The sequence below is a fragment of the uncultured Gimesia sp. genome, assembly GCF_963972345.1.
In the GTDB taxonomy this organism is placed as follows: domain Bacteria; phylum Planctomycetota; class Planctomycetia; order Planctomycetales; family Planctomycetaceae; genus Gimesia.
Genome location: NZ_CAXAVM010000008.1, coordinates 1 through 21762 on the forward strand (window position 1 = coordinate 1; position 21762 = coordinate 21762).

Here is a 21762-nt window from a genome sequence, read left to right on the forward strand (position 1 = left end):
AACCAGTGGACCGTTTTTTACCTGCGTTCTGCCGATGCCACTGCGACCGCCAAAATGCTGGAAAGCCTGTTTCCCAGCAGTTCTGTCTCCGACATGGATGCGGGTTCCGGGATGTTCAGCGGTATCTCCAATATCGGTGGCAGCCTGATGGATGCTACTGGGCTCTCCACGCTGGGGATGGGACCTCAGACATTACGCATTATTCCGGAAGTCCGATCCAATGCACTTTACGTGACTGGGCCCTCCGATAAAGTCCGCTCTGTGGAACAGATGCTGAAAGTCCTGGATACCTCGGAACTGCCCGCTTCACTGCGAGATCGTTCCCCCGGAATTATTCCCGTCGAATATGCTTCAGTCACAGAAGTAGGTAACATCGTCAAAGAACTTTACAAAGATTACCTGCAGCCACCTCAACAGCAGAACAATTCCCGCAGAGGCGGCAATCCATTCGCCGCCATGATGGGAGGAGGCTCACAAGGTGGCGCGAGTGCTCAACCTGCAGAAGCCCGACTTGCTGTCAGCGTAGATGAAAATGCCAATCAACTGCTCGTCTCTGCCAGCGATTCCCTGTTCCAGGAAATTGAATCACTGGTCCGTGAACTGGACTACTCTGCAAAAATGTCACGAAAGTCGGTACAGGTCATCACTTTGAACAATGGAAACTCCGCTCTGATCCAGAACGCTCTGACTTCACTGTTACCCAATGTCACTGTGAGTACAACCGGTGATACACGCAAGAAAACAGCCGACCCGACACCTGATTCACCCTCTCAGTCTACCTCCCCCTCAAGTTCTGGTGATCGTGGTGAAGAAATCCGTAATTTCTTCGAACAGCGAATGCGCGAACGTATGGGATCCGGTTCTTCCGGCGGGGATTCAAGTCGCAGCAGTTCGCCTTTCAGCGGTCGCAGCTCACGCGGTTTTCGTTTCCCGGGCAGCGATGGTGGCAGCTCACGTGGCGGCGGCGGTCGCTCCAGCCGTAGTCGTGGTCGCTGAGACAACAATACAACATCCATCCCAATCTTCTGATATCAAACCATTGAGTCAACTCCATGGAAATCGGTGAAATTCTCCAAAGACGTGGCATCCTTGATGAACGCCAACTGCTCATGGCACAGCAGTCGGCGAATGGAGATCGTCTGGACCGGGTTGTCAGGGAAATGGGACTGGCTTCAGAGGAAGACCTGCTCAAAGCGTTCGCAGATGAACTGGGCATGAAATACTTTGAGCTCAAAGATTATCAGGTCGACAAGGAACTGCTGGCCCTGTTCCCCGCGACACCCATTTTTCGTAACGCCCTGCTCCCGCTGCAGCGTGATAACGGTCGCGTGCTGGTCGCTTCGGCAGATCCATTTGATTTTGAAGCCATCGATGAACTCAGTTCTCTCTCTGGTTTCAATCTTGAGCTGGTGCTGGCATTACACGATGATGTGGTGGAACTGATCAAGGAAAATCTGGGAGTCGGCGGCGATACGATTAATGAACTCGTTTCCCAACGCGCTGCGGAAGATGGCGTCGAACTCCTGGAAGAAGTTTCCGAGGAACATGGCGAACTGGCCGACATGGCGCAGACCGCTTCCGTAATTCGCCTCGTCAATGAACTGCTGATCGAAGCACTGCAACAGCAGGCCAGTGACGTGCACATTGAACCTCACGAAACCGGGCTGGTAATCCGTTATCGGGTTGACGGTCTGCTGCGGGTACAGTCGGTCCCTCCGGAAATCAATCATTTTTATTCGGCAATTATCACGCGACTCAAAATCATGTCGCACCTGAATATTGCGGAAAAGCGACTGCCCCAGGATGGACGCATCAAACTCCGTATCACCGGCCGGGAAATCGATGTCCGTGTTTCGATCATTCCCATGATCTACGGCGAAGGCATCGTCATGCGTCTGCTCGATAAAGAACGCATGGTATTTCGCCTGGACAATGTCGGCCTGAACCCTGAATTGTTGAAAACATTTCGCGAGATGATCCAACTGCCTCACGGTATCATTCTGGTAACCGGGCCGACAGGCAGTGGTAAAACTTCGACTCTCTACAGCGCCTTAAACGAAATCAAAAACCCGGAAACCAAGATCATCACCGTGGAAGACCCGGTAGAATATCACAGTGAAGGCATCAGCCAGATTCAGGTGAATTCCAAAATCGGGTTGACCTTCGCCGCGGGACTCCGCAGTATTTTACGCCACGACCCCGACATTGTACTCATCGGTGAAATTCGAGACGGCGAAACAGCCAACAGCGCAATCCAGGCTTCGTTAACAGGTCACCTCGTATTCAGCACCCTGCACACCAACGATTCTCCCGGTGCCTTCACACGCCTGATCGATATGGGTGTGGAATCCTATCTGGTCGCCAGCACGGTCGAAGCCGTCCTGGCACAACGACTGGTACGCGTGCTCTGCAAGCACTGCAAACGACCTTACGAACCGCATCCGGATAAAATCCCACCCGACTTCCCTGTTCAAAACATCAAAGAACTCTGGGAGCCGGTCGGCTGTCGCCACTGTCGTGAAATGGGATACTCGGGACGAATCGGGATTTTGGAACTGCTCGTCAATGATGCCGTTATTAGACGGCTCTGTACCGAGCATGCCAGCTCCGGACAAATCCGTGACTATGCCCGCAAAAATGGCTGGCAGACGTTAAGAGATGCAGGCTGGCAGAAAGTCCTGGAGGGAGTGACATCCATTGATGAAATCCTCCGCGTGACCAAAGGTGATATTTAAGCGAAATACGTATTTCAGTAATTAAAGTTGTGATAAGCAAACGCTACCAGAGTTAGAACCATGCCGGATTTTCAATACATCGCACGCGAAGCAACGGGCCGCCAGGTCACGGGGATTCTGTCGGCATCCAATCAGCAGGATGCCTTGAATTCACTGGCCGCGCGCAGCCTGTTTCCCGTGAAAGTGGATCTGGCAGATCAGGCGAAAGCGCAGCTGAAACATTCAGGCCGTCGTGTTCGCGCTCGATATCTTTCTATCTTTTACACACAACTGGCAGACCTGCTCAAATCGGGTGTCCCGCTGCTGCGTTCTCTGGAACTGTTAAATAAACAGTCAACGAATCCTTCTCTCAAACAGGTACTGGAAGAAGTGCGTGCAGAAGTCGCCGACGGAACCCGGTTAGCTGTCGCGATGGGACAGCATCCGAAAGTTTTTTCCGAACTCGCAGTCAGCATGGTCCGCGCCGGCGAAGAAGGCAGTTTTCTGGAAGACGTACTCAAGCGTATCGCCAGCTTCACCGACCATCAGGAAGAACTGAAAAATCGCGTTGTGGGCGCCATGATTTACCCCGCCTTCCTCACTACGTTTGGAACCGTTATCGTCAGTTTTCTGCTGGTTTACTTTGTACCCAAATTTGAACCGATTTTTGCACGCATGTCAGAACGGGGCGAACTTCCCTGGGCTACCACGACCCTGCTGGGGTTCAGTGCATTTATGCAATCTTACTGGTTTATCATATTTTTCTCGATCGGAATGGCGGTTGTCGCGGTTTATAAATATATCGAAACAACAGAAGGTCGATACAAATTCGATCAGTTCCGCCTGACAGCCTATGGGCTGGGGGACGTGGTCCGCAGCCTGGCGATTGCCCGCTTCTGCCGCATCCTGGGAACACTGCTCGCCAATGGTGTCCCCATTCTGCAGTCGCTCCGAATCGCCAAAGATGCCGCCGGTAACAAAGTGATCAGCAGGTCCATCGGGGAAGCTGCTGAAAGCATCTCTGCCGGAAAATCGATCGCCCAGCCTTTCGCTTCAAGCGGTCAATTCCCCGAAGAAGTCGTCGAGATGATTGCCGTGGGAGAAGAAGCGAATAACCTCGAACAGGTGTTAATTGATATTGCCGACAACATGGAACGGCAGACCAATCGCAAGCTCGATATGTTTGTACGCATGCTGGAGCCGTTAATGCTCCTGTTGATGGCAGCAGTTGTGGTTTTTGTGATGTTAGCGTTGCTTTTACCGGTTTTTCAAAGCTCAGGTTTACTATAATAAAAGTAGAAAACACGTATCGGTTTTATCTTCACACGGGTAGAACCCAGAAACGTTCCTTCTGGAAATGTATATAGCGAAAAGGATGGAGACATGTATCGAATTAAATCACAAACCAGACAACAACGTCGCGGCTTTACTCTGCTGGAAATGCTGATCGTACTGGGAATTATCCTGGTTATCGCAGCCATGGTGGTTCCCAACCTGCTGGGCAGTCAGAAAAAAGCCAATATCAAAGCCACCCGGGCCAGTATCCATAATCTGGAACAGGCTTTCAAACTGTATGCTGCCGAGAACAACGGCGAATACCCGCAAGGGGGGCCCGAACAGCTGGAACTGTTGATGCAGCCCGTCAGCACTGATGGACAGGCAGCTGAACCATTTATCGAATCCGTTCCCCTTGATGCCTGGGGAGAGGTCTTTCATTATGAGTACCCCAACAACAAAGCCAAATCCACCAAACCTGCCATCTGGTCATCCGGACCAAATCAACAGGATGAAAACGGCTCTGGTGATGATGTCAACAACTGGGATCTGAACGAATAATCTGTCTTAGCCAAAGGGCTGCTACAGATGATTTCAGAGGTCGTCGCACGTGATAAAACAGCCACACATTTTACGAAACGCGCATCAGCATCGTTCAGCCTTTACGCTGTTCGAAATGCTGCTGGTGCTGGCATTACTGCTGGTGCTCGTTTCCGTGGTGTGGCCCGCCGTCCTGCGAATCAGTTCCAGTAACCGACTGCGGCAGAGTATGCAGGATGTGAATTCGGCCTTCGCAGCCGCCCGTATCCGTGCGATTGAACATGGCGTGAATTACCATGTTTACCTGGAACTGGGAGGGACTCAGTATCTGGTTGTTCCCGTGGATCAGGGACTGCTGGGCATCAATACCGCAGAGAGCGGTTCTACCAAGACGGGTACCAGCGATGCTTTTATCGTCCGCGAGTTGCCTGAAGAATTTCAATTCAGTAAAACAATATCCGCGACCGTCACCGAACCGATCCTCCCTTTTGAATGGCTGTCCAGTCTTCCCAATGCCAAAGATTTACGCTGGGTGGAAAGTTCGTTCCCCATCACTTTCTACCCCGATGGAACCGCAGCTCTCAACCTCCAGCATGATATTCTGAAAAAAGAGCAACAGGTCGCACGCATCGAAGTTCGCGGACTGACCGGTAACACGACGATTTCTTACAAACAGGAGAAATCGCCATGAAAAGCCATCGACAGAATTTTGAGAACCTTAACACCGGGCGTGCGGGTTTGACACTACTCGAAGTATTGATCTCGCTTTCCATCTTCCTGGGTGCCCTGACAGCCCTCAGCCAGTTAATTGGAATCGGTTCGCGAGCCGCGGTGCAGACGCAGCTAAAGACCCAGGCGATTTTTCGATGTCAGTCGATTCTGGCAGAGATTCTGGCAGGCGCTCAGCCGATGGAATCAGTGGCGATGGCGGCGTTTGACGATGACAGCGAAAACTGGAAATGGAGCCTCAACGTTGAGCCAGGCGACTATGAAAACATGCTCAAGCTCACGGTGCTCGTACAATATACGGGCGACTCGGAAACCGTCTCTACCAGTTACCAGTTAATTCGCCAGGTACGCGATCCCGCCATGCTACTGGATGCCGCCAATACCGTGGAAACAACGACCGACACGACTCTGGAGGAACAGTTATGAGAATTCATACGATCCGCCAGTATAGAAATACCGTTCGGTCTTCCGGTTTTACCATGCTGGAAGTCATCCTCGCAATCGGCCTGACGAGCCTGCTGCTGGCCGCCATCTACTCTGCGCTCGATCTGTATTGGAAATACACTACGATTGGTCAGCAACAGGTCGAGCGGGCACAGATCGCGCGGGCTGTCTTCCAGAAATTTTCGCAGGACTTACACTCTGTCACTTTCATGCAGAAAACAGCGGAGGAAGAAGAATCTCCCTCCGACTCGTCCGAAACGGAATCCGAAGAAGTGGTCATTGAAGTGACGAATCCGGATGATGCCTACACGAATGGAAATATCGGCGTGTTTGGAGATGCACAATCCCTGGTTCTGCATATCAGTCGTCCCGGCAGACAGCCCCTGTTCGTCTCAAGTAATGGCAGTACCGCTGCAATGCAGAGCGACCTGCTCTCGGTTTCTTATTTTCTGGCGATCGCGGGAGCAGAAGGTCTGCAGGGAGCCGTGGGAGATCAGTATCGCAGTACCGCGACCACCGGTCAGAGCACGCAAGGGCTTGCCCGACTCGAAGGAGATCGGCTGGCGATGAGTATGGCGGACGGATCAGCTGACATCCAGGTTCTGGCACAACAGTCGCAACTCCTGGCTGCAGAAATCAGCAGCCTGCAGTTTCAGTATTTTGATGGTTCGGACTGGCTGGAAGTCTGGGACAGCATCGAATATGGAACCGTTCCGCAGGCAATCAAAGTGACCATCGGCTTCCAAAATGAAAATATTGAAGGTCTGGAAAAAATCGCCAATGAGAAGATCAATGGTTTTGAGAACAAGTTCAGTATGGTCATTGCCCTTCCCCTGGCTTTGCCTTCGACATTGCAGACCACCACACAGGATACCACCACGTTTTAATATGATTTGCAGATAACGTATGAAATCGTCCACATCACAATTCATTCCGCTTAATCCTTTTACTGATCAGAAAAAGTCGCGGAAGTTACGCGCCGGCAGTACGCTGCTCGTGGTACTTGTGGTCGTGGTCATGCTCAGTCTGGGCGCTTACACATTCTCTGAATTAATGATTGTCGAAGTCGAAGCCACAAATATCTACGGTCGCTCAATCCAGTCTCGCGAGCTGGCGCTGTCCGGAATTGAACTCGCCGCCGCCTATATTGGCGACCGTTCAGACATTGATGGCTGGAATTCCTATCACAATCCGGATCAGTTTCAGAACAAAAATCTGCTGCCCTCTGATGCACCGCGTGCCAGCGGTTATTTCAGTATCGTAGCGCCCGTCACAAAAGATGCTTCTTCGAACACAATCCGTTTTGGCTTGATGAACGAATCAGGTAAGTTAAATCTGAATATCCTTGCCAGTGAAGATGAACAGGAAGAAGGCGCTGCCGTCGATCGTCTGATGAATATCCCGAATATGACCGAAGAGATCGCTGCTGCGATCCTCGACTGGATCGACGATGATGATGAAACTCGATCTTATGGAGCAGAAAGCGATTACTACGAGACACTGGAGTCTCCTTACTTCACTAAAAACAGCCCCCTGGAATCACTGGACGAACTGCTGCTGGTTCGAGGCGTGACACCGGAACTGCTTTACGGCGAAGACACGAACCGTAACGGCCTCCTGGATTCCAATGAAAATGATGGTGATGCCACTCTACCCAATGACAACACCGATGGCATTCTCAATGCCGGCTGGTGCGAATACTTCACCGTTCACAGTCGTGAAATTAATATCCGCCCTGATGGCTCGGAAAAGATCAACGTCAATCAGACCATGCTCACAGAGCTCTACGATGCGCTCGAAACTGAACTCGGACCCGATGAAGCCCGGTACATCGTCGCCTATCGATTAAGCGGCCCTGTTGTCACGGAAAGTGATCTGGCAACCGGTGCGTCGAGTACGACCGTGGGTGGCAGCATGAGTGAAAAACAGGCCCTCAATGAGCTTGCCAACGGAATAGCCAAAGCCATGTTTTCCGAAGAGGGAGTCTCGGTGACCAGGGGAGGTATGGATCTTTCCCCCGGTGGTGCATTTACCATCAATTCACTTTTTGACCTGATTGGTTCTGAAGTCGAAACAGAAATCGACGGAACGAAAACAACACTCTCGAGTCCCTGGCTGGCTGATCCGGGAGCGATGACAGCAGAATTACCCGTGTTGCATGACCTGCTGACCACTTCCAAAAATCAATACATCGAAGGCCGTATCCAGATCGATGAGGCACGACTGGAAACATTGCTGGGCATTCCCGGGATGGAAGCAGATCTGGCTAATGCGATCGTCAATTCCCAGATGACTGCTACAAACGGAGCTCCGTCTACAGAAATCAGTCAGGCGCGCCAGACAACAGGATGGCTTGTGATTGAAGGACTAACGACAATTGAACAAATGCGGTTGTTGGCCCCTTATATCTGTAGCGGCGGGGATGTCTTTCGTGTGCAATCCCTGGGCTATTATGGACAGGGCGGCCCGCTGACACGCATGGAAGCCGTAATTGATGGCACTTTTATACCGCCACGTATTACAGCAATTCGGGACCTCAGTAACCTGGGAAGTGGTTATCCCGTCTCTACTTTACAGGGATTGGTGCAGGAAGAATAACACCTGCACTCACCCGAATCAGAACCTATAATTGATATATCCATCACTGGCGTTTTTGAGAAACTGATTATGGCAGACTACCTGGCAATCAACTGGGAAAAAACAGGGCTCACCGGCGTGGAAGGCCACATTGGCGTTTCCGGAGTCTCCGTGAAACGTATATTCCAGATTCCCTGGCCTGAACAGTTGCATCCGGAAAAAGATCCCGTCTCTGCAGGCAGCTGGTTAAAGAATGAATTCAGCCGCCTCAAACTGACGGCGAAACAGATTCTGATCTCGTTTCCCCGCCACGATACCACAATCCGACTGCTGGAGATTCCTGAAGTCCCTCTCGAGGAAGTTCCGGAAATTGTCCACCTGCAGACAGCCACTCGATCATCTGTTCCCCTGAATCAACTCATGCTGGACTACCTGTTATTACCAGCCCGTGAAGGAAAAGTGACGCGCGAAGTTCTCGTAGCCAGCATCGCAAAGCAGACTCACAACCAGGCAGTGAAAACCTTTCAATCAATTGGACTGGAAGTCACGGCTACGGGTATCAGCTCGATCAATAACGCGGTGTGGGTTACCCACTGCAAACCTGCCGTCATGGACGGACCGGCACTCATCGTCAACCTGGTTGGGACAAACCTGGAACTGACACTGGTCCATCAACGACAGATTTTATTCACCAGTTCCTCCACCCTGAGTTCGATCGAACCTGCCATCGTTGATCAGACCATCCACACTGAAATCAACCGGTTTCTGCTCTCGCGGAGTTCCCAGCTCGGCGGAGATAAAATCAGCCAGATCGTATTGATTGGCGGTCGTGAAGAATGCGCTGCCTTATTAGTTGAACGACTGCAGTGTGCCGTCGAAGTAATTAATCCACTGCAGCAGGAACACTTTTCACAGGAACCCTCAGAAGAACTGGCTTCCCCGGGTGTACTGGCAGGTCCCTTAGGCATTCTGTATTCTCTCCAACAGAAGCAGCTGGAAATCGTAAATTTTCTGCATCCCCATAAAGCAGATGAAAAACCGGATCGCCGTAAACTGCAAATAGGACTGGGGCTCGCGGGAACAGCGCTGATTCTTTTGACAGCCCTGTATCTGACCCATCGGAATGTTTCGGACCTGGATGAGCAAATTGCCGATCGACAGAAGATTCAGCGGGACATGGACGAGTTGCTCAAGCGGGGACAGCCGACCCTGGAGTCAGTCGCTCTTATACAGAAATGGGAAAACTCTAATCCCAAAACTTTGAAAGTTCTGCAGGAAGTGGACACCACTCTCCCGGGAACCGATCGTATCTACCTGAGTGAACTCGATGTAAATCGCTCGGCCAGCCAGACCTCTCTCAGCCGCCTGCGGGCGATCGGAAATGCTAAAGAAGATCTGGACGCCCGCGATCTCAATCAGCAGTTATCCAAAAATAACTTTCGGGTGCACCCCAAACGCAGTACGAACAAAACTTACGATGCCGAGTATCCGGTCCCCTTCGAAATCGATGCAGAAAAACTCCCTCCAAGACCAGAAGTAATACAGCCTGCCGTAACGGCAAAGCAGAATGGAAATTGATCAGGTTGAAAGTAAACCTGCTTCATCCACTTATTTGAGTTGAATGTTAAGACAATGCAAAAACGTGAAAAAATATTGGCTGCGGCTTTTGGAGCTGTCATTTTGATCTGGCTGGGAATGCCTTTGATCAACAGTACGTTCATTGAACCCGTCACAACGCGCCAGAATCAGTTGAAGGCTTTGAACCAGCAGATAGATCAACGGGAACAGAAAGAACTGGAACTGTTGCGCTCTGCCAGGCAACTCGGCGACTGGGTGGATAACAGCCTGCCCCCCGACGAACATGATGCCCAGCGGCTCTATCTGGAATGGTTGAATGACCTGGCAGAACTCTCCGGTTTTTCCAACCTCAAACTCTCACCCGGTCGACGGATGCGGGAAGGAAAAACCTACACTGCGATTCAGGCTTCACTGGAAGGATCGGCAACTTACGCGCAGTTATGCCAGTTTATGCTCCACTTTTATCAAACCGATCTGCAGCAGAATATTATCAGCCTGGAACTGAACAGTACCGGGACACGCGTGTCTGACCCCCTCGAAGTCAAACTGACCGCGGAAGGACTGGCCTTAGCCAAAGCCCGGCCACGCGAACTGCTGTTTCCCCGGGGAAAACTGCTTTCAACTTTGAATTTTGATGCAACGAAAATGAAGGTTCAAAACGTACTCGAATTCCCCAGCCAGACTCCATTTCGGATTCGTCTCGATCAGGAGTTCCTCACTGTTGAAAAAGTTGAAGGTGATACCTGGACCGTTGCGCGAGGCGCAAACCTGACAGTACCTGCCCGTTATGAGCCTGGGACATTACTGGAACTGGCACCGTTAAATCAATTCTCTGAAGGCAGCACGCGTCTGCAGCAGCCAATGACCCAGGATGCCGAGCTTCTTAAAGTACTCAGTACTGCCCATTTTCCTGTAGATCAGGCATTTCTGGTTAAAATTGATAATGAACTGCTGAATGTCATCAAAAGTGGATCCAGTGAATGGAGAGTCCAGCGGGGAATGCTGGATACAAAACCGGTAGCGCACGCAAAAGGCGCCGCTGTCACTCAGGCACCTCAGTATCTGCAGGCATTGTATGATTATCGCTTAATCGCCCGGGTCAGCCCCTTTGCCAAACCAGTTCCGGATAAAGTCTACAAACTGGATTTAAAAGAAATTGGTAAACAGACCGTCGTCCGGGGTGACACGCTCAATCTGACACTTCCTCTGGAGGGAGTCAATCCGTCTCTGGCGAATCCTCAGATTACCGTCAAATCAGATCTACCCGGTTTCGTCTCAGAAGCAGATAAACTGAAATGGTCCCCTGGTAAAGAACAAAAGCCTGGTAATTATCCGGTGACCGTGACTGTCAATCAGGAAGGTCAAAAAGTCGAACGCACTTTCCAGCTTGACTTTCTGGAACAGAATACCCCTCCGAAAATAGAAGCTGTTTCGTCCATCATCGCCTATCAGACTCAGCCCCTGACTCTGTATGTCAAAGCGACAGACCCAGACCAGCCGACACAGAAACTCCGATTTGGATTAGCCGGCGGCGTCCCCGAGGGCGTCCGAATCAATCCCGAGTCCGGAGAACTGACCTGGACTCCCTCCGCGTCGACCGAATTAAAAGAGTACCCGATTACAGTCACTGTGTCCGACTCAGGAACGCCCCCCGTCACATCCTCGCAGCAGATTAATGTATCTGTCTCACTGGATGATGCATTTTTTACATTTTTAACCGGCAGCATCGAAATCGACGGAAAAAAGATTGCCTGGATCAGAAATCGGGCAACCAACCAGAAACGGGAAGTTCAGGAGGGAGACTCCCTGAAAGTTGCCGACATCCAGGGGGTGGTAAAGACCATTACGGACCAGCATCTGATTCTGGAAATTGATGGAAAACCCTGGATGCTTTCATTGGGAGAAAATTTCAGATCTCTGCGAAACCTGACTTCAGTTCCGGTGTTAAATTGATGTCTCTCATTTCCTGTTTCTACTATTGGACATCAACACTTCTCCTCAAGCTGTTTCCCATACATTTTCCTCTTCCATTCCCCTCTATACATCCCATTCTGACTGCCACATCAATTCGTTGTTATTAACGAGCGGACATCGATACGCGCATCCCTATCTATTATATACACTTACAACGATTCTAACATTCCGCAAATCTCGAGTTTTCTTGCAGGTTTCTGCAACCTTTGTTCAACTACAATGTCAAACTTTGACGATATTAACGATTAAAGGGATTCTAGCGGAGTCGATCTCACCTGAGATGCGTCCACACTTTCTGACTCTCATTCCTAAAATCAAATCCTGGTAAACACGGGGTAAAACAGTGTTGTCTTACAAGCGAATCACCAGAAATTTTTCCAGTCATCTGCGATGCCTGCTGGCGGTGCTCGTTCTGAGTGGGCCCTCAATTTCTGCGCACGCCGAAGGGAAATTTGGTTTCTGGAATCGTCTTCGTAAATCGGACGAAGCTCAAACCAGTGAGTCCGGCTCAGCAGCCGTTGATTCAAAGCAGCAGGCCGAGGCGATTCAGAAGCAGGTACGCAAAGCCAGTGATGTCGCTGACATTTCCCTGAATCATGTCCAGGCAACCTGGGCACAGGTATTAAAACAGGTGGCGGAACAGAGTGAATTAACCCTGGTTATGGATGTCGTTCCCAAAGGCTTCTATTCCAGAATTGACAAGCGACCTCATACCCTGATCGAAACCTTTCAGATTTTAAACCGCGAGCTTGAGCCAAAGGGTTTTCGGCTGCTGCAAAAAGACAGCTTTCTGATCGTGCTTGATCTGCGGGAAGCAAAAGCCAAATATATTCGCCCCACAATTCAGTCGGCTGACCGGACTCCGAAAGGTAAACAACCTGGAGAGAATCATATTCGCCAGATGGAACATCAGGAACAGGCAGAACCATCACCATCTCCTGTCTCACCAGCTGATGCCCCCGCTCGATTTGAGAAGAGTGCCCGCAAAATTCAACAGAAAGAAGCGACGCCTCAGGTTGCTATTTTTACCGTCCGACCGCGTACTCTGAACAGCACGGAAATCCTCCGTCAGTTCTACCATGCCTTTGAATCGCGGGCTGAACTACAGGGTGAAGGTCCGCGCGGATTTCCCGGACTGGTCGTCTTCAAAAGCCAGGAAGCCAGCCTGATTGATGAGCAGACTCAGGAACCACTGAAAATCATCGACACGCAAATTGATTTTCGAGTCGGCATTGATAAAGAGAATAACGAACTGATTTTTGAAGCAGCACCGTCTAAAGCACATGCATTGAAAGCGACTGCCTTCAAACTGGACCAGGCAGCGAAAGGATTTTCACAATCCATTCAGCTGGTAACCGGATCACCACAAATTGGCCAGGTAGCTCAGAAATTACATAAACAAAACAATTCCACACCGGCTCCTGCAGCATCCCAACGATTACCCGTCAAAACGTACTCTGATAATTTTGTCTCTCCCCGTGATCAACAGATCGACCAGCTCAGACAGCGCGTTGATCAGATCGCATTTCAGGAACAGCAACCGGGGTCTGCACAAAATCCGCAGCAACCTCAACCTGCCGACAAACCCGCCCAGGTGGAACAACAGCGTTCCCTGCCTGAACTTCTGCAGGACTTGAGTGGCAACGTTAATATCGAATCGGTCCCGGATCTGGGTGTTCTGATCTTGCGTGGTAAAGATGAAGATGTCACCGCGTTAATGAAAATCATCAAAGAACTGGAAAAACTCAGCGAAGGCACGCGTCCCGATATTCACCTGTTAAACTTGCAGCATGTGAACTCGACTGCACTTGCCGAACTGTTGAATGGAGTTTACGAAGACCTGGTGAAATTACGTGCTATTCAGGGACAGCTCCAGAAAATCAAGATCATTCCACTGGTCAAGCCAAATGCGTTACTGATTCTGGCTCCGGATACAGACATGCCGTCGATCCTCAAACTGGCTGAAGAACTGGATCAACCCGTTAATCCAACGAATGAGTTTGCCGTCTTTCAGCTCAAGAGTGCCAGCGCCAGTCAGGTCGCGACGACCATTCGTGAATTCTATAATGAACGCGGCGGACTGGGAACACGCATCATTGTATCTCCCAATATCCGTACCAATTCCGTTATTGTCCAGGCACCACCACGTGACATGCAGGAAGTTGCTGCCCTGATTCAGAAAATCGATCTGGATCAGTCACAGGCTGTCAGTCGCGTCAAAATCTTCCCCTTAAAAAATGCGATTGCTGCAGATCTGGCGGAAACTTTGAACGCCACCCTGCAAAGTGTTCTGAATCCTGCTGCCGCTCAGACAGCGGGCCTGGGAACCAACGTCGGCGGTGCGGGTGGCGAAGCCGCACAGCAGTTACAGGAAGCCCGTTCCGTCGTGCTGGAGTTTCTCTCGCAGGAAGGAGCACAAAGTCGAGTCCTCCGATCCGGCTTGCTGGCCGATATTCGTGTTATCCCGGATCCTCGTGCAAATACCCTGGTCGTCACTGCCCCCAAGGACAGCCTGGATATGATTGGCGCGCTGATCGACCAGTTTGATGCGCGTGTTTCTACCGTGGCAGAACTGAAAGTATTCACCTTAAAGAATGCCGATGCAGAATCCATGGTGGCTTTACTGCAGTCCACTTTCTCTGCTGACAATCAGCAGACCGATCTGGGAATACAGATTGCCGGCGTGAACGATGCGAACAGTAATCTGATCCCCTTGAAGTTTTCCGTCGATCGCCGTACAAACTCAGTGGTCGCCCAGGGTGGTGCAGATGCTTTGCAGATCGTAGAAGCGATCCTGCTGAAACTGGATAGTGCCGACAGCCGCAAGCGGGAAACGACGGTCATTCAATTGAAAAACACCCCGGTCGCCGATGTATCGGTTGCCATCAATGAATTCCTTGATACACAACGTTCCCTCATCGCCCAGGATCCGGACCTGATCAGCAGTTTTGAACTGCTGGAACGCGAAGTCATCGTGGTTCCGGAAGCCATCAATAACAACCTGATTATCAGTGCCACTCCCCGTTACTTTGAACAGATTTCCAACCTGGTCAAACAATTGGATAAAGAAGCTCCACAGGTGATTATCCAGGCGCTGATTGTGGAAGTCGAACTGGATAACGACGATGAATTCGGGGTTGAACTCGGTCTGCAGGACTCCCTGCTGTTTAACCGCAGTATCATCGATAATATATTGACCGTGCAACAGACAGTCACCGGGGCGAGCAATGTCACCCAGACCAACCAGACGATTGTTTCCCAGGAAGCAACACCAGGGTTCCTGTTTAACAGCATCAATCCCCTGGGAACGAACAATACACAAAACACGAGCAACACGGCAGGACAGGCTCTCAGTAATTTCTCATTACAACGAGGGAACAGCGACCTGGGATTTGGCGGACTGGTTTTATCCGCCAGTTCGGAGTCGGTCAGCATTCTGATTCGGGCCCTGGCTGCCAAACGTAATGTGCACATTTTAAGTCGTCCACAAATTCGTACCGTGGACAATGTGACTGCCCAGATCCAGGTCGGCCAGATTGTCCCTGTCGTGAATGGTGTCTCGGTTACCGCCGTCGGTTCTGCCAACCCGGTAATTGAACAGTCCGAAGCTGGTATTATCCTGACCGTGACTCCTCGCATCAGCCCGGATGGAAACATCGTCATGGAAACCCAGGCTGAGAAGAGTGACTTCAGTGGAGCGAGTGTCCCGATCTTCACCGATGCCACGACCGGAAATGTAGTAGAATCACCTGTCAAAAACATTACCCAGGTACAAACAACGGTCAGTGTTCCCAACGGACAGACCGTCGTGCTGGGGGGAATGATCACGGAATCGGATACGACCATCGAGCGCAAGGTACCCTGGCTGGGTGACATCCCGCTGGTGGGAATTCCTTTCCGCTATGATTATACCTCGACCCGTCGTAAAGAACTGCTCGTCTTCCTGACTCCCCGCATCATTCGTAACGATGCTGACTCTGAGTTTATCAAACAGGTTGAATCAGAACGTATTCACCTGCAGGTTGAAAAAGCGGAACAGATGCATGGCCCGATCTTCGCGGTACCTCCCGGAGAACCTGAATTCATTCCGGAAGGAGAAGGGTTGCTGGAACCGATTCCCACTACCGTGATGCCCCAGGAGAATCTGAATCCGGAGATCATCAACAACCAGCAGCCTGGCGGCATGATCCAACAGATGAGCCATCAGTCAGAACCACCGAAAAAGCAAAAGAAGAAACCAGCGATACAATCGAAATTTCCCTTTTGGGGGCGAGACTAAGTGATGAAACACCTGATTGTGCCTGTCAGACTTTTCATGCTGTTGATGTTATGTGCCTCGACGTCCCTCACTGGATGTACGACGCTGGCACTCTCTCAATGGAACTGGAAATCAGACCCGAAGTATGCGACTGCCAAAAAACCGGCCATCGATATCGTCGTACTCTGGGAAGCGGCCGAAGGGAAAGGCGTGGATGGCAAGCCAACAAGGGGTTTTGCCGGTCAGCTGTTGTTCTTTCAACATAATAATACTTCCCCCGTTTATGTGAAGGGCGACGTTTATGTTGACCTTCATGATGAACAGGGAAATCTCGAAACTCCCAACAAACCAATTCACCAATACAAATTTGACTCCGGTGCCTGGCAGGTCCATGCGGTGGAATCAACACTCGGACCAGCCTATCAGGTCTTTATCCCTTATGTCCGGAAAGGGAGAGATCAGGTCGAATGCGCCCTCCGTGTGAAACTGGTTCAAAAAGATGTTCCCGAAATTTACTCACGCCTGATTTCGGTGAAACTGGAGGGACACACACCTGAAGTGAAAACAGAACCTCTTGTACAGACTCCCGTTAACGATCAGCCGGACGCCCAGGTAGAAGTCGATACCCTGGCCCGTCGTGAAAGGGGTAAACAACTGGAGTTGTCCCCGCAGAATAAAATCAGACAGCTCAAAAAGACACTGGAAGAAAGCAGCAAGATTGAACAGGTCAACGCGGAATCAACGACCCCTGCAGCAGACGAACGAGATGAGCGTATCCGTCGTCTGGAACAGCAGTTGGGTGAATTACTCAACCAGCAGAATCGTGTCACGCAAGCTGGATATCAGACTTCCGAACAGGAGGGTTCTTCTCAACAGTCGATCCGCTATCAGCAGTTCCGATTGAACAGCCCCGAGCAATAACCGGAAACAGATTATTTTCTTGGCGGACAGGTGGACGATGTTATAATTGAGTAGAATATTTTATCCCGTTATTAATCGCATTCCGGATTACCCATGATCAGCCTGAAATTCAAAAATCCCTGTTACACCATGCTTTATGCATGTCTGGCGTTTGCCCTGCCTGCGACTGGCGAAGCACAGGTTCAGAGCCTGTCCAGCAGTAATACTCCTCAGAATAGTGGCAGTACAGGAACAACGGTTGGAAATCTGAATTCCGGAAATCGGGCAGGCGGCAGTGGCAGTACCCAGTCTGGTCTCTCGACCATGGGTAATTTTGATAACCTCAACCCCCAAAGTGGATTTATCGGACGGTCTGAAGACACTCAGAATAACTTTATCGGCCGCACGAATACTCAGGGTGCCACAGGCGCGAATAACGGACAGAATCGCAACTTTAACCGCGCTACAACTGGCGGCTTACGAAACGGGCAGAATCTGAATAACACCGGACAGACGGGGCCCAAGGTTCCTGAATTCCGGCCTCAGTTACGCATCGCGTTTTCTGCAGCCCCTCTTCCGCTGAGCAACGTACAGAATTCGATGGGGGATTCCTTTACACGGATCAAAGAACGCCACGAAAAATTACGCGATGTCGAGTTCCAGTTGAATGCTGACCACAGTGTGACACTGCGTGGCCAAGTCGATTCTGCAGGTGCCAGAAAGCTGGTTGAATTTCTGGCGATGCTGGAACCCGGAGTCAGAACTGTCAACAATGAGCTCATTGTCGCAACTCAACCGGTGATCCCGCCTCCCGCAACTCAGATCAACCAACCCTGACATATCAGGCGAGTGAAGGTTCCGCCGGTGATTTGACGGACTTCATCAACAGTGCATACTGGTGATCATGCTCAGTCAGTTGATCAGCCCGGTCACCCAGCCGATTTTCAGCATAGGGAATTTTCACAACATGACCACTTCCCGGAGCCACTTCAATCGAATCTGATTTCTGATTCAGTAATGCATTCAGGTTGAAGACAGTGTTGCCGGTCGGCGTCATCAACTCCAGTTCATCGTTCAGGCCAAACTTGTTTTTGACATCCACGATGATGCCATCCTCATCCCGGTCGATGATATCGCCGACAAACTGCTGCTTATTTGCCATCGAACGGCCATGCTCATAATTCTGCATGCTTTCGGACGCGTGTCGCTGGAAGAAGCCTTCCGTGTAACCTCGATTGGAAAGACTGTCGAGCATTTCCAGCAGGTTTTCATTGAACTCCACGCCTGCAGCGGCATCATCAATGGCTTTACGATAAACCTGCGCCGTCCGGGCTGCATAAAAGAAGGACTTGGTTCGCCCTTCAATCTTCAAAGAACTGATTCCCATGTCGGTGAATGTTTTCACGTGCTGAACAGCCCTGAGATCTTTTGAATTCATAATATAGGTGCCATGCTCATCTTCGTAAGCGGGCATGTACTCGCCGGGACGCTGTGGTTCTTCCAGTAGAAAGACCTTATCAAGAATCGGCAGTTGTGGGTTTTGTGGCGGGGGTGGATTCTTTAATACGATGTCCCCTTCCAGTGTTTGCACTGCGTCACTGACTTTATAATCCCAGCGGCAGGCGTTCGTGCAGTTCCCCTGATTGGAATCGCGGTGATTCATATACCCCGACAGCAGACATCTTCCGGAATACGCGATACAGAGTGCACCATGGACGAATACTTCCAGTTCCATATCGGGACACTCTTCCTGGATCTCTGCGACTTCTTTAATGGAAAGTTCTCGCGAAAGAATGATGCGGGTCAGCCCAAATTTCTGCCAGAACTTGACGGTCGCATAATTGACGGCGTTTGCCTGCACTGACAGATGGATGGGAACGTCGGGCCAGCGCTCACGCACCATCATAATGAGACCCGGATCTGACATGATCAGCGCGTCAGGCTTCATATCAATTACCGGTTCCATGTTCTTCAGGTAACTCCGTACCTTCAGATTATGAGGGGCAATATTGCTGGCGATATAGAATTTCTTACCGAGACGATGTGCTTCTTCGACCGCTTCCGCCATCACTTCCAGCTTGTTGAATTCGTTTTCCCGGACACGCAGACTGTAGCGGGGCTGACCTGCATAAACGGCGTCTGCACCAAACGCATACGCGTACTGCATGGCTTTACGGGTTCCCGCGGGTGAAAGAAGTTCCGGTTTCATTCTGATACCTGTATCACTTTTCATATTCAAAAACGTAGATTTGAAAGCACATCACTCAAGGCAGGATAGTATTAGTTCCGGGGAACTTTCCATAGGGCCTGGGCAAAATTCCTGCCTAAATCCAGATAACCTTCTGAATTATAGTGCCAACGATCAGAATAACCATACTCATCCGTACTGGTCACGAGCGCGGCACGCTTGTCTTTCTCTACAAAAGCCGCCTGCGCTGCACGTACCGTGTCACCATATTTCCAGACCTTTCCCTCCGGATTGTCACCCGAATCCGAAATGCGGCCGATCACCACAGGCAGGTCATCTGCGTACAACGTTGCACGTATTAAGTCCATAAGACGCTTCAGGTTGGCTTCATACTCCTTCGCAATTTCTTCTGTATAGGCGGCATCACTTTCCCCTTGCATCCAGACAATTCCTGCAGGAACCAGGACATCTGCTTCTCCATCCTTATCGATATCTGTCGTCTGCAGTGCCCGTTTCATGCCAGCCAGAAAATGGTCATACTGATTGATCCCCTGCCCTTTTCCTGTCCCTTTTTCAAAATCAGGATCCCAGCAGCCAAAGTTTCCGGCCGCATCGACGGCGATTGAAGTCCCTCCCCGCGAGATCTTGATCAACGCGATATTCGCATCCGGATCCAGCTTCTGCAGCGTTTTAGCGAAAGAAAGTTCCACGCCAAACCGGTTGGAATAAGTATTCTCCTTGCCATCCGACTTGAAACCAACCCCATGACCGGGTTTCAATTCGGACCAGAGTCCGCGGCCATCGACGGGAACGGCATCTGGCGCGGGATTCGCATGAAAGATCCGCACGCCGGGAACCGACTGCTGGAGATCAACAGGCAGGTCTCTGGTGTAACCATATCCATCCATATTGGACTGACCACCCAGAAAATATACCTGATAGGTTTTTGCGACTGCAGAACCTGGTCCCGCCAGCAGCGAAAACACAACCAGCGGCAAAACCATACACAGAGAACGAATCATCGGGAACCCTTTCACTATAAACCGGCAGAGAAGACATCAGCGGCGATCAATAATCGCAGGTCTGCATTATACCGACGTAGCGGGTCCCGGAAAATCGTAGCAGGGCAGATCAGGCTATGATCTCGTCAATCGGATGACCAAAATCCATTTCAAGACGTTTATGGCCAGGGACTTCCAGACGTTGTGCTTTCAATCCCAGCTGCTTCAACAGGGTGGCATGCACGTCGGTCACATAATGCGGATTCGCTTCCGCATGGAAACCGAGTTCATCAGTCGTCCCATGGGCCACGCCCCCTTTAATGCCACCACCGGCCATCCAGATGGAAAACCCGTATGGGTGATGATCGCGGCCATTACTTCCCTGCGAACCGGGAGTCCGTCCGAACTCGGTTGCGAACACCACGATCGTGTCTTTCAGTAACCCGCGACGTTTCAGATCTTTCAACAGACCGGCAGTGGGCTGGTCCACCTGTCTGGCCAGTTTGGAGTGACCTGACTTCAGATTCGAATGCGAATCCCATGCACCGGCGGCACCATCGCCGTGCATAATCTGAATAAAGCGTACGCCCTTCTCGACGAACCGCCGCGCCGCCAGCAGCTGCATTCCGAATTCCTTCGTTTCCGGCTGGTGCAGTCCATACAGTTCCTGTGTCTCTTTGGTCTCCTGGTCGAAACGAATGACTTCCGGCACAGCAGTCTGCATCCGAAACGCCAGTTCGTAGGATTTAATGCGCGCCTGCAGGGTACTGTCGTGGGGAAACTTTTCCGCACTCAATTGATTGAGTTGATTGATCAACGAAAATTCAATTTTCTGCTCGGCACTCGAGAGATCCAGTTCCGGCTTCGCATACGGCAGTGGATTTTGGGGATCGACTTTCAAAGGAACCGAATCATAGGCAGGTCCCAGATAGTGACCGTCTCGGACGTCAAAAAACCGAGGTCCCATGTTAATAAACTGAGGCAAATTCTGATTGAGTGAGCCGAGCCCATAGTTCACCCAGGCACCGATGGTCGGCACACGACCATCCAGCATATGTCGGCCGGAGTGAAACTGGACCTGGGCACCATGATTGTCATCAGTGGTCCACATGGAACGCACGATCGACAGGTCATCCACGCATCCCCCGATGTGAGGGAACCAGTCACTGACTTCAATCCCGCTCTCGCCATACTTTTTATAACCGACCTGCAGGGGATAGACTTTATTCCGCTGCTGACCGTTGGCATCGTTAACTACAACCACACGCACGCGTTTCAGCTTTTCCGATTCCTGCACCGATTTCCAGGGAGTTTCACTGATGGACTTCCCGGCGTATTTGTTGAGCATCGGCTTGGGATCAAAGCTCTCCATGTGGCTCACGCCGCCCCGCATAAACAGCCAGATCACACTTTTCGCTTTAGGAGGAAAGTGGGGCTGGCCATCCGGAGCCTGATGCACGCCGGCAGCGCGGGACTCGTCCTGCAGCAGTGATGCCAGTGAAATCCCCGCCAGTCCGGAACTCAGGTTCGTCAGAAAATGGCGGCGAGGTAATACTGTCTGTTGAATATGATTTGTCATGACGT

Annotated in this window: 16 protein-coding genes; 13 read left to right on the top strand and 3 right to left on the bottom strand. The window is 51.0% G+C overall.

The window, feature by feature from the left end; genetic code table 11:
- From AACZ40_RS02320 to AACZ40_RS02380, 13 genes are all read left to right on the top strand, one after another.
- Window positions 1–996, top strand: a 996-nt coding sequence (locus AACZ40_RS02320) for a secretin N-terminal domain-containing protein (RefSeq protein ID WP_339673061.1), incomplete at its 5' end; no start/stop codon positions are given.
- A gap of 56 nt (window positions 997–1052) precedes the next feature.
- Entirely contained in the window at window positions 1053–2735 is a 1683-nt protein-coding gene (locus tag AACZ40_RS02325; RefSeq protein ID WP_291175907.1) for a GspE/PulE family protein, read from the top strand.
- Window positions 2736–2795: 60 nt separating this feature from the next.
- Window positions 2796–4004 carry a type II secretion system F family protein gene (locus AACZ40_RS02330; protein WP_291175904.1) on the top strand — a complete coding sequence of 403 codons (1209 nt, stop codon included), beginning with the start codon at window positions 2796–2798 and terminating at the stop codon, window positions 4002–4004.
- Window positions 4005–4097: 93 nt separating this feature from the next.
- A complete protein-coding gene (locus AACZ40_RS02335; protein ID WP_291175901.1) occupies window positions 4098–4550 on the top strand; it encodes a type II secretion system protein GspG in 453 nt (150 codons plus the stop codon).
- A gap of 49 nt (window positions 4551–4599) precedes the next feature.
- Window positions 4600–5220, top strand: a complete 621-nt coding sequence (locus AACZ40_RS02340; protein WP_291175898.1) for a prepilin-type N-terminal cleavage/methylation domain-containing protein — start codon at window positions 4600–4602, stop codon at window positions 5218–5220.
- The gene (locus AACZ40_RS02345) at window positions 5217–5684 is read left to right on the top strand and encodes a hypothetical protein (RefSeq protein ID WP_291175895.1); all 468 of its coding nucleotides are present in this window, start codon (window positions 5217–5219) and stop codon (window positions 5682–5684) included. The genes AACZ40_RS02340 and AACZ40_RS02345 overlap by 4 nt, the downstream gene beginning before the upstream one ends.
- Entirely contained in the window at window positions 5681–6589 is a 909-nt protein-coding gene (locus AACZ40_RS02350) for a hypothetical protein (RefSeq protein ID WP_291175892.1), read from the top strand. The genes AACZ40_RS02345 and AACZ40_RS02350 overlap by 4 nt, the downstream gene beginning before the upstream one ends.
- 19 nt (window positions 6590–6608) lie before the next feature.
- A complete protein-coding gene (locus AACZ40_RS02355; protein ID WP_291175889.1) occupies window positions 6609–8300 on the top strand; it encodes a type II secretion system protein GspK in 1692 nt (563 codons plus the stop codon).
- A 69-nt stretch (window positions 8301–8369) separates the two neighbouring features.
- On the top strand, window positions 8370–9857 hold the full coding sequence (locus AACZ40_RS02360; protein WP_291175886.1) for a hypothetical protein: 1488 nt from the start codon (window positions 8370–8372) through the stop codon (window positions 9855–9857).
- A 54-nt stretch (window positions 9858–9911) separates the two neighbouring features.
- A complete protein-coding gene (locus AACZ40_RS02365) occupies window positions 9912–11810 on the top strand; it encodes a cadherin repeat domain-containing protein (RefSeq protein ID WP_339673072.1) in 1899 nt (632 codons plus the stop codon).
- Between the two features lie 367 nt (window positions 11811–12177).
- The gene (locus tag AACZ40_RS02370) at window positions 12178–16110 is read left to right on the top strand and encodes a secretin N-terminal domain-containing protein (protein WP_339673074.1); all 3933 of its coding nucleotides are present in this window, start codon (window positions 12178–12180) and stop codon (window positions 16108–16110) included.
- A gap of 3 nt (window positions 16111–16113) precedes the next feature.
- Window positions 16114–17010, top strand: a complete 897-nt coding sequence (locus tag AACZ40_RS02375) for a hypothetical protein (protein WP_291175878.1) — start codon at window positions 16114–16116, stop codon at window positions 17008–17010.
- 93 nt (window positions 17011–17103) lie between these two features.
- Window positions 17104–17826 carry a BON domain-containing protein gene (locus AACZ40_RS02380; protein WP_291175875.1) on the top strand — a complete coding sequence of 241 codons (723 nt, stop codon included), beginning with the start codon at window positions 17104–17106 and terminating at the stop codon, window positions 17824–17826.
- A gap of 4 nt (window positions 17827–17830) precedes the next feature.
- Here AACZ40_RS02380 and yegQ read toward each other — a convergent pair whose 3' ends face one another.
- From yegQ to AACZ40_RS02395, 3 genes are all read right to left on the bottom strand, one after another.
- Window positions 17831–19198, bottom strand: a complete 1368-nt coding sequence (gene yegQ, locus AACZ40_RS02385) for a tRNA 5-hydroxyuridine modification protein YegQ (protein ID WP_291175873.1) — start codon at window positions 19196–19198, stop codon at window positions 17831–17833.
- Window positions 19199–19269: 71 nt separating this feature from the next.
- Window positions 19270–20199: a sialate O-acetylesterase gene (locus AACZ40_RS02390; protein ID WP_291175870.1), complete on the bottom strand. Its 930-nt coding sequence runs from the start codon at window positions 20197–20199 to the stop codon at window positions 19270–19272.
- Between the two features lie 109 nt (window positions 20200–20308).
- Entirely contained in the window at window positions 20309–21757 is a 1449-nt protein-coding gene (locus AACZ40_RS02395; protein ID WP_291175866.1) for a DUF1501 domain-containing protein, read from the bottom strand.
- Between the last annotated feature and the right edge of the window lie 5 nt (window positions 21758–21762).

Excerpts from the sequence above, each read along its gene's own strand:
- AACZ40_RS02325 (WP_291175907.1), top strand. The coding sequence starts at position 1,053 with ATGGAAATCGGTGAAATTCTCCAAAGACGTGGCATCCTTGATGAACGC.
- AACZ40_RS02330 (WP_291175904.1), top strand. The coding sequence starts at position 2,796 with ATGCCGGATTTTCAATACATCGCACGCGAAGCAACGGGCCGCCAGGTC.
- AACZ40_RS02335 (WP_291175901.1), top strand. The coding sequence starts at position 4,098 with ATGTATCGAATTAAATCACAAACCAGACAACAACGTCGCGGCTTTACT.
- AACZ40_RS02345 (WP_291175895.1), top strand. The coding sequence starts at position 5,217 with ATGAAAAGCCATCGACAGAATTTTGAGAACCTTAACACCGGGCGTGCG.
- AACZ40_RS02350 (WP_291175892.1), top strand. The coding sequence starts at position 5,681 with ATGAGAATTCATACGATCCGCCAGTATAGAAATACCGTTCGGTCTTCC.
- AACZ40_RS02355 (WP_291175889.1), top strand. The coding sequence starts at position 6,609 with ATGAAATCGTCCACATCACAATTCATTCCGCTTAATCCTTTTACTGAT.
- AACZ40_RS02360 (WP_291175886.1), top strand. The coding sequence starts at position 8,370 with ATGGCAGACTACCTGGCAATCAACTGGGAAAAAACAGGGCTCACCGGC.
- AACZ40_RS02365 (WP_339673072.1), top strand. The coding sequence starts at position 9,912 with ATGCAAAAACGTGAAAAAATATTGGCTGCGGCTTTTGGAGCTGTCATT.
- AACZ40_RS02375 (WP_291175878.1), top strand. The coding sequence starts at position 16,114 with ATGAAACACCTGATTGTGCCTGTCAGACTTTTCATGCTGTTGATGTTA.
- AACZ40_RS02380 (WP_291175875.1), top strand. The coding sequence starts at position 17,104 with ATGATCAGCCTGAAATTCAAAAATCCCTGTTACACCATGCTTTATGCA.
- yegQ (WP_291175873.1), bottom strand. The coding sequence starts at position 19,198 with ATGAAACCGGAACTTCTTTCACCCGCGGGAACCCGTAAAGCCATGCAG.
- AACZ40_RS02390 (WP_291175870.1), bottom strand. The coding sequence starts at position 20,199 with ATGATTCGTTCTCTGTGTATGGTTTTGCCGCTGGTTGTGTTTTCGCTG.
- AACZ40_RS02395 (WP_291175866.1), bottom strand. The coding sequence starts at position 21,757 with ATGACAAATCATATTCAACAGACAGTATTACCTCGCCGCCATTTTCTG.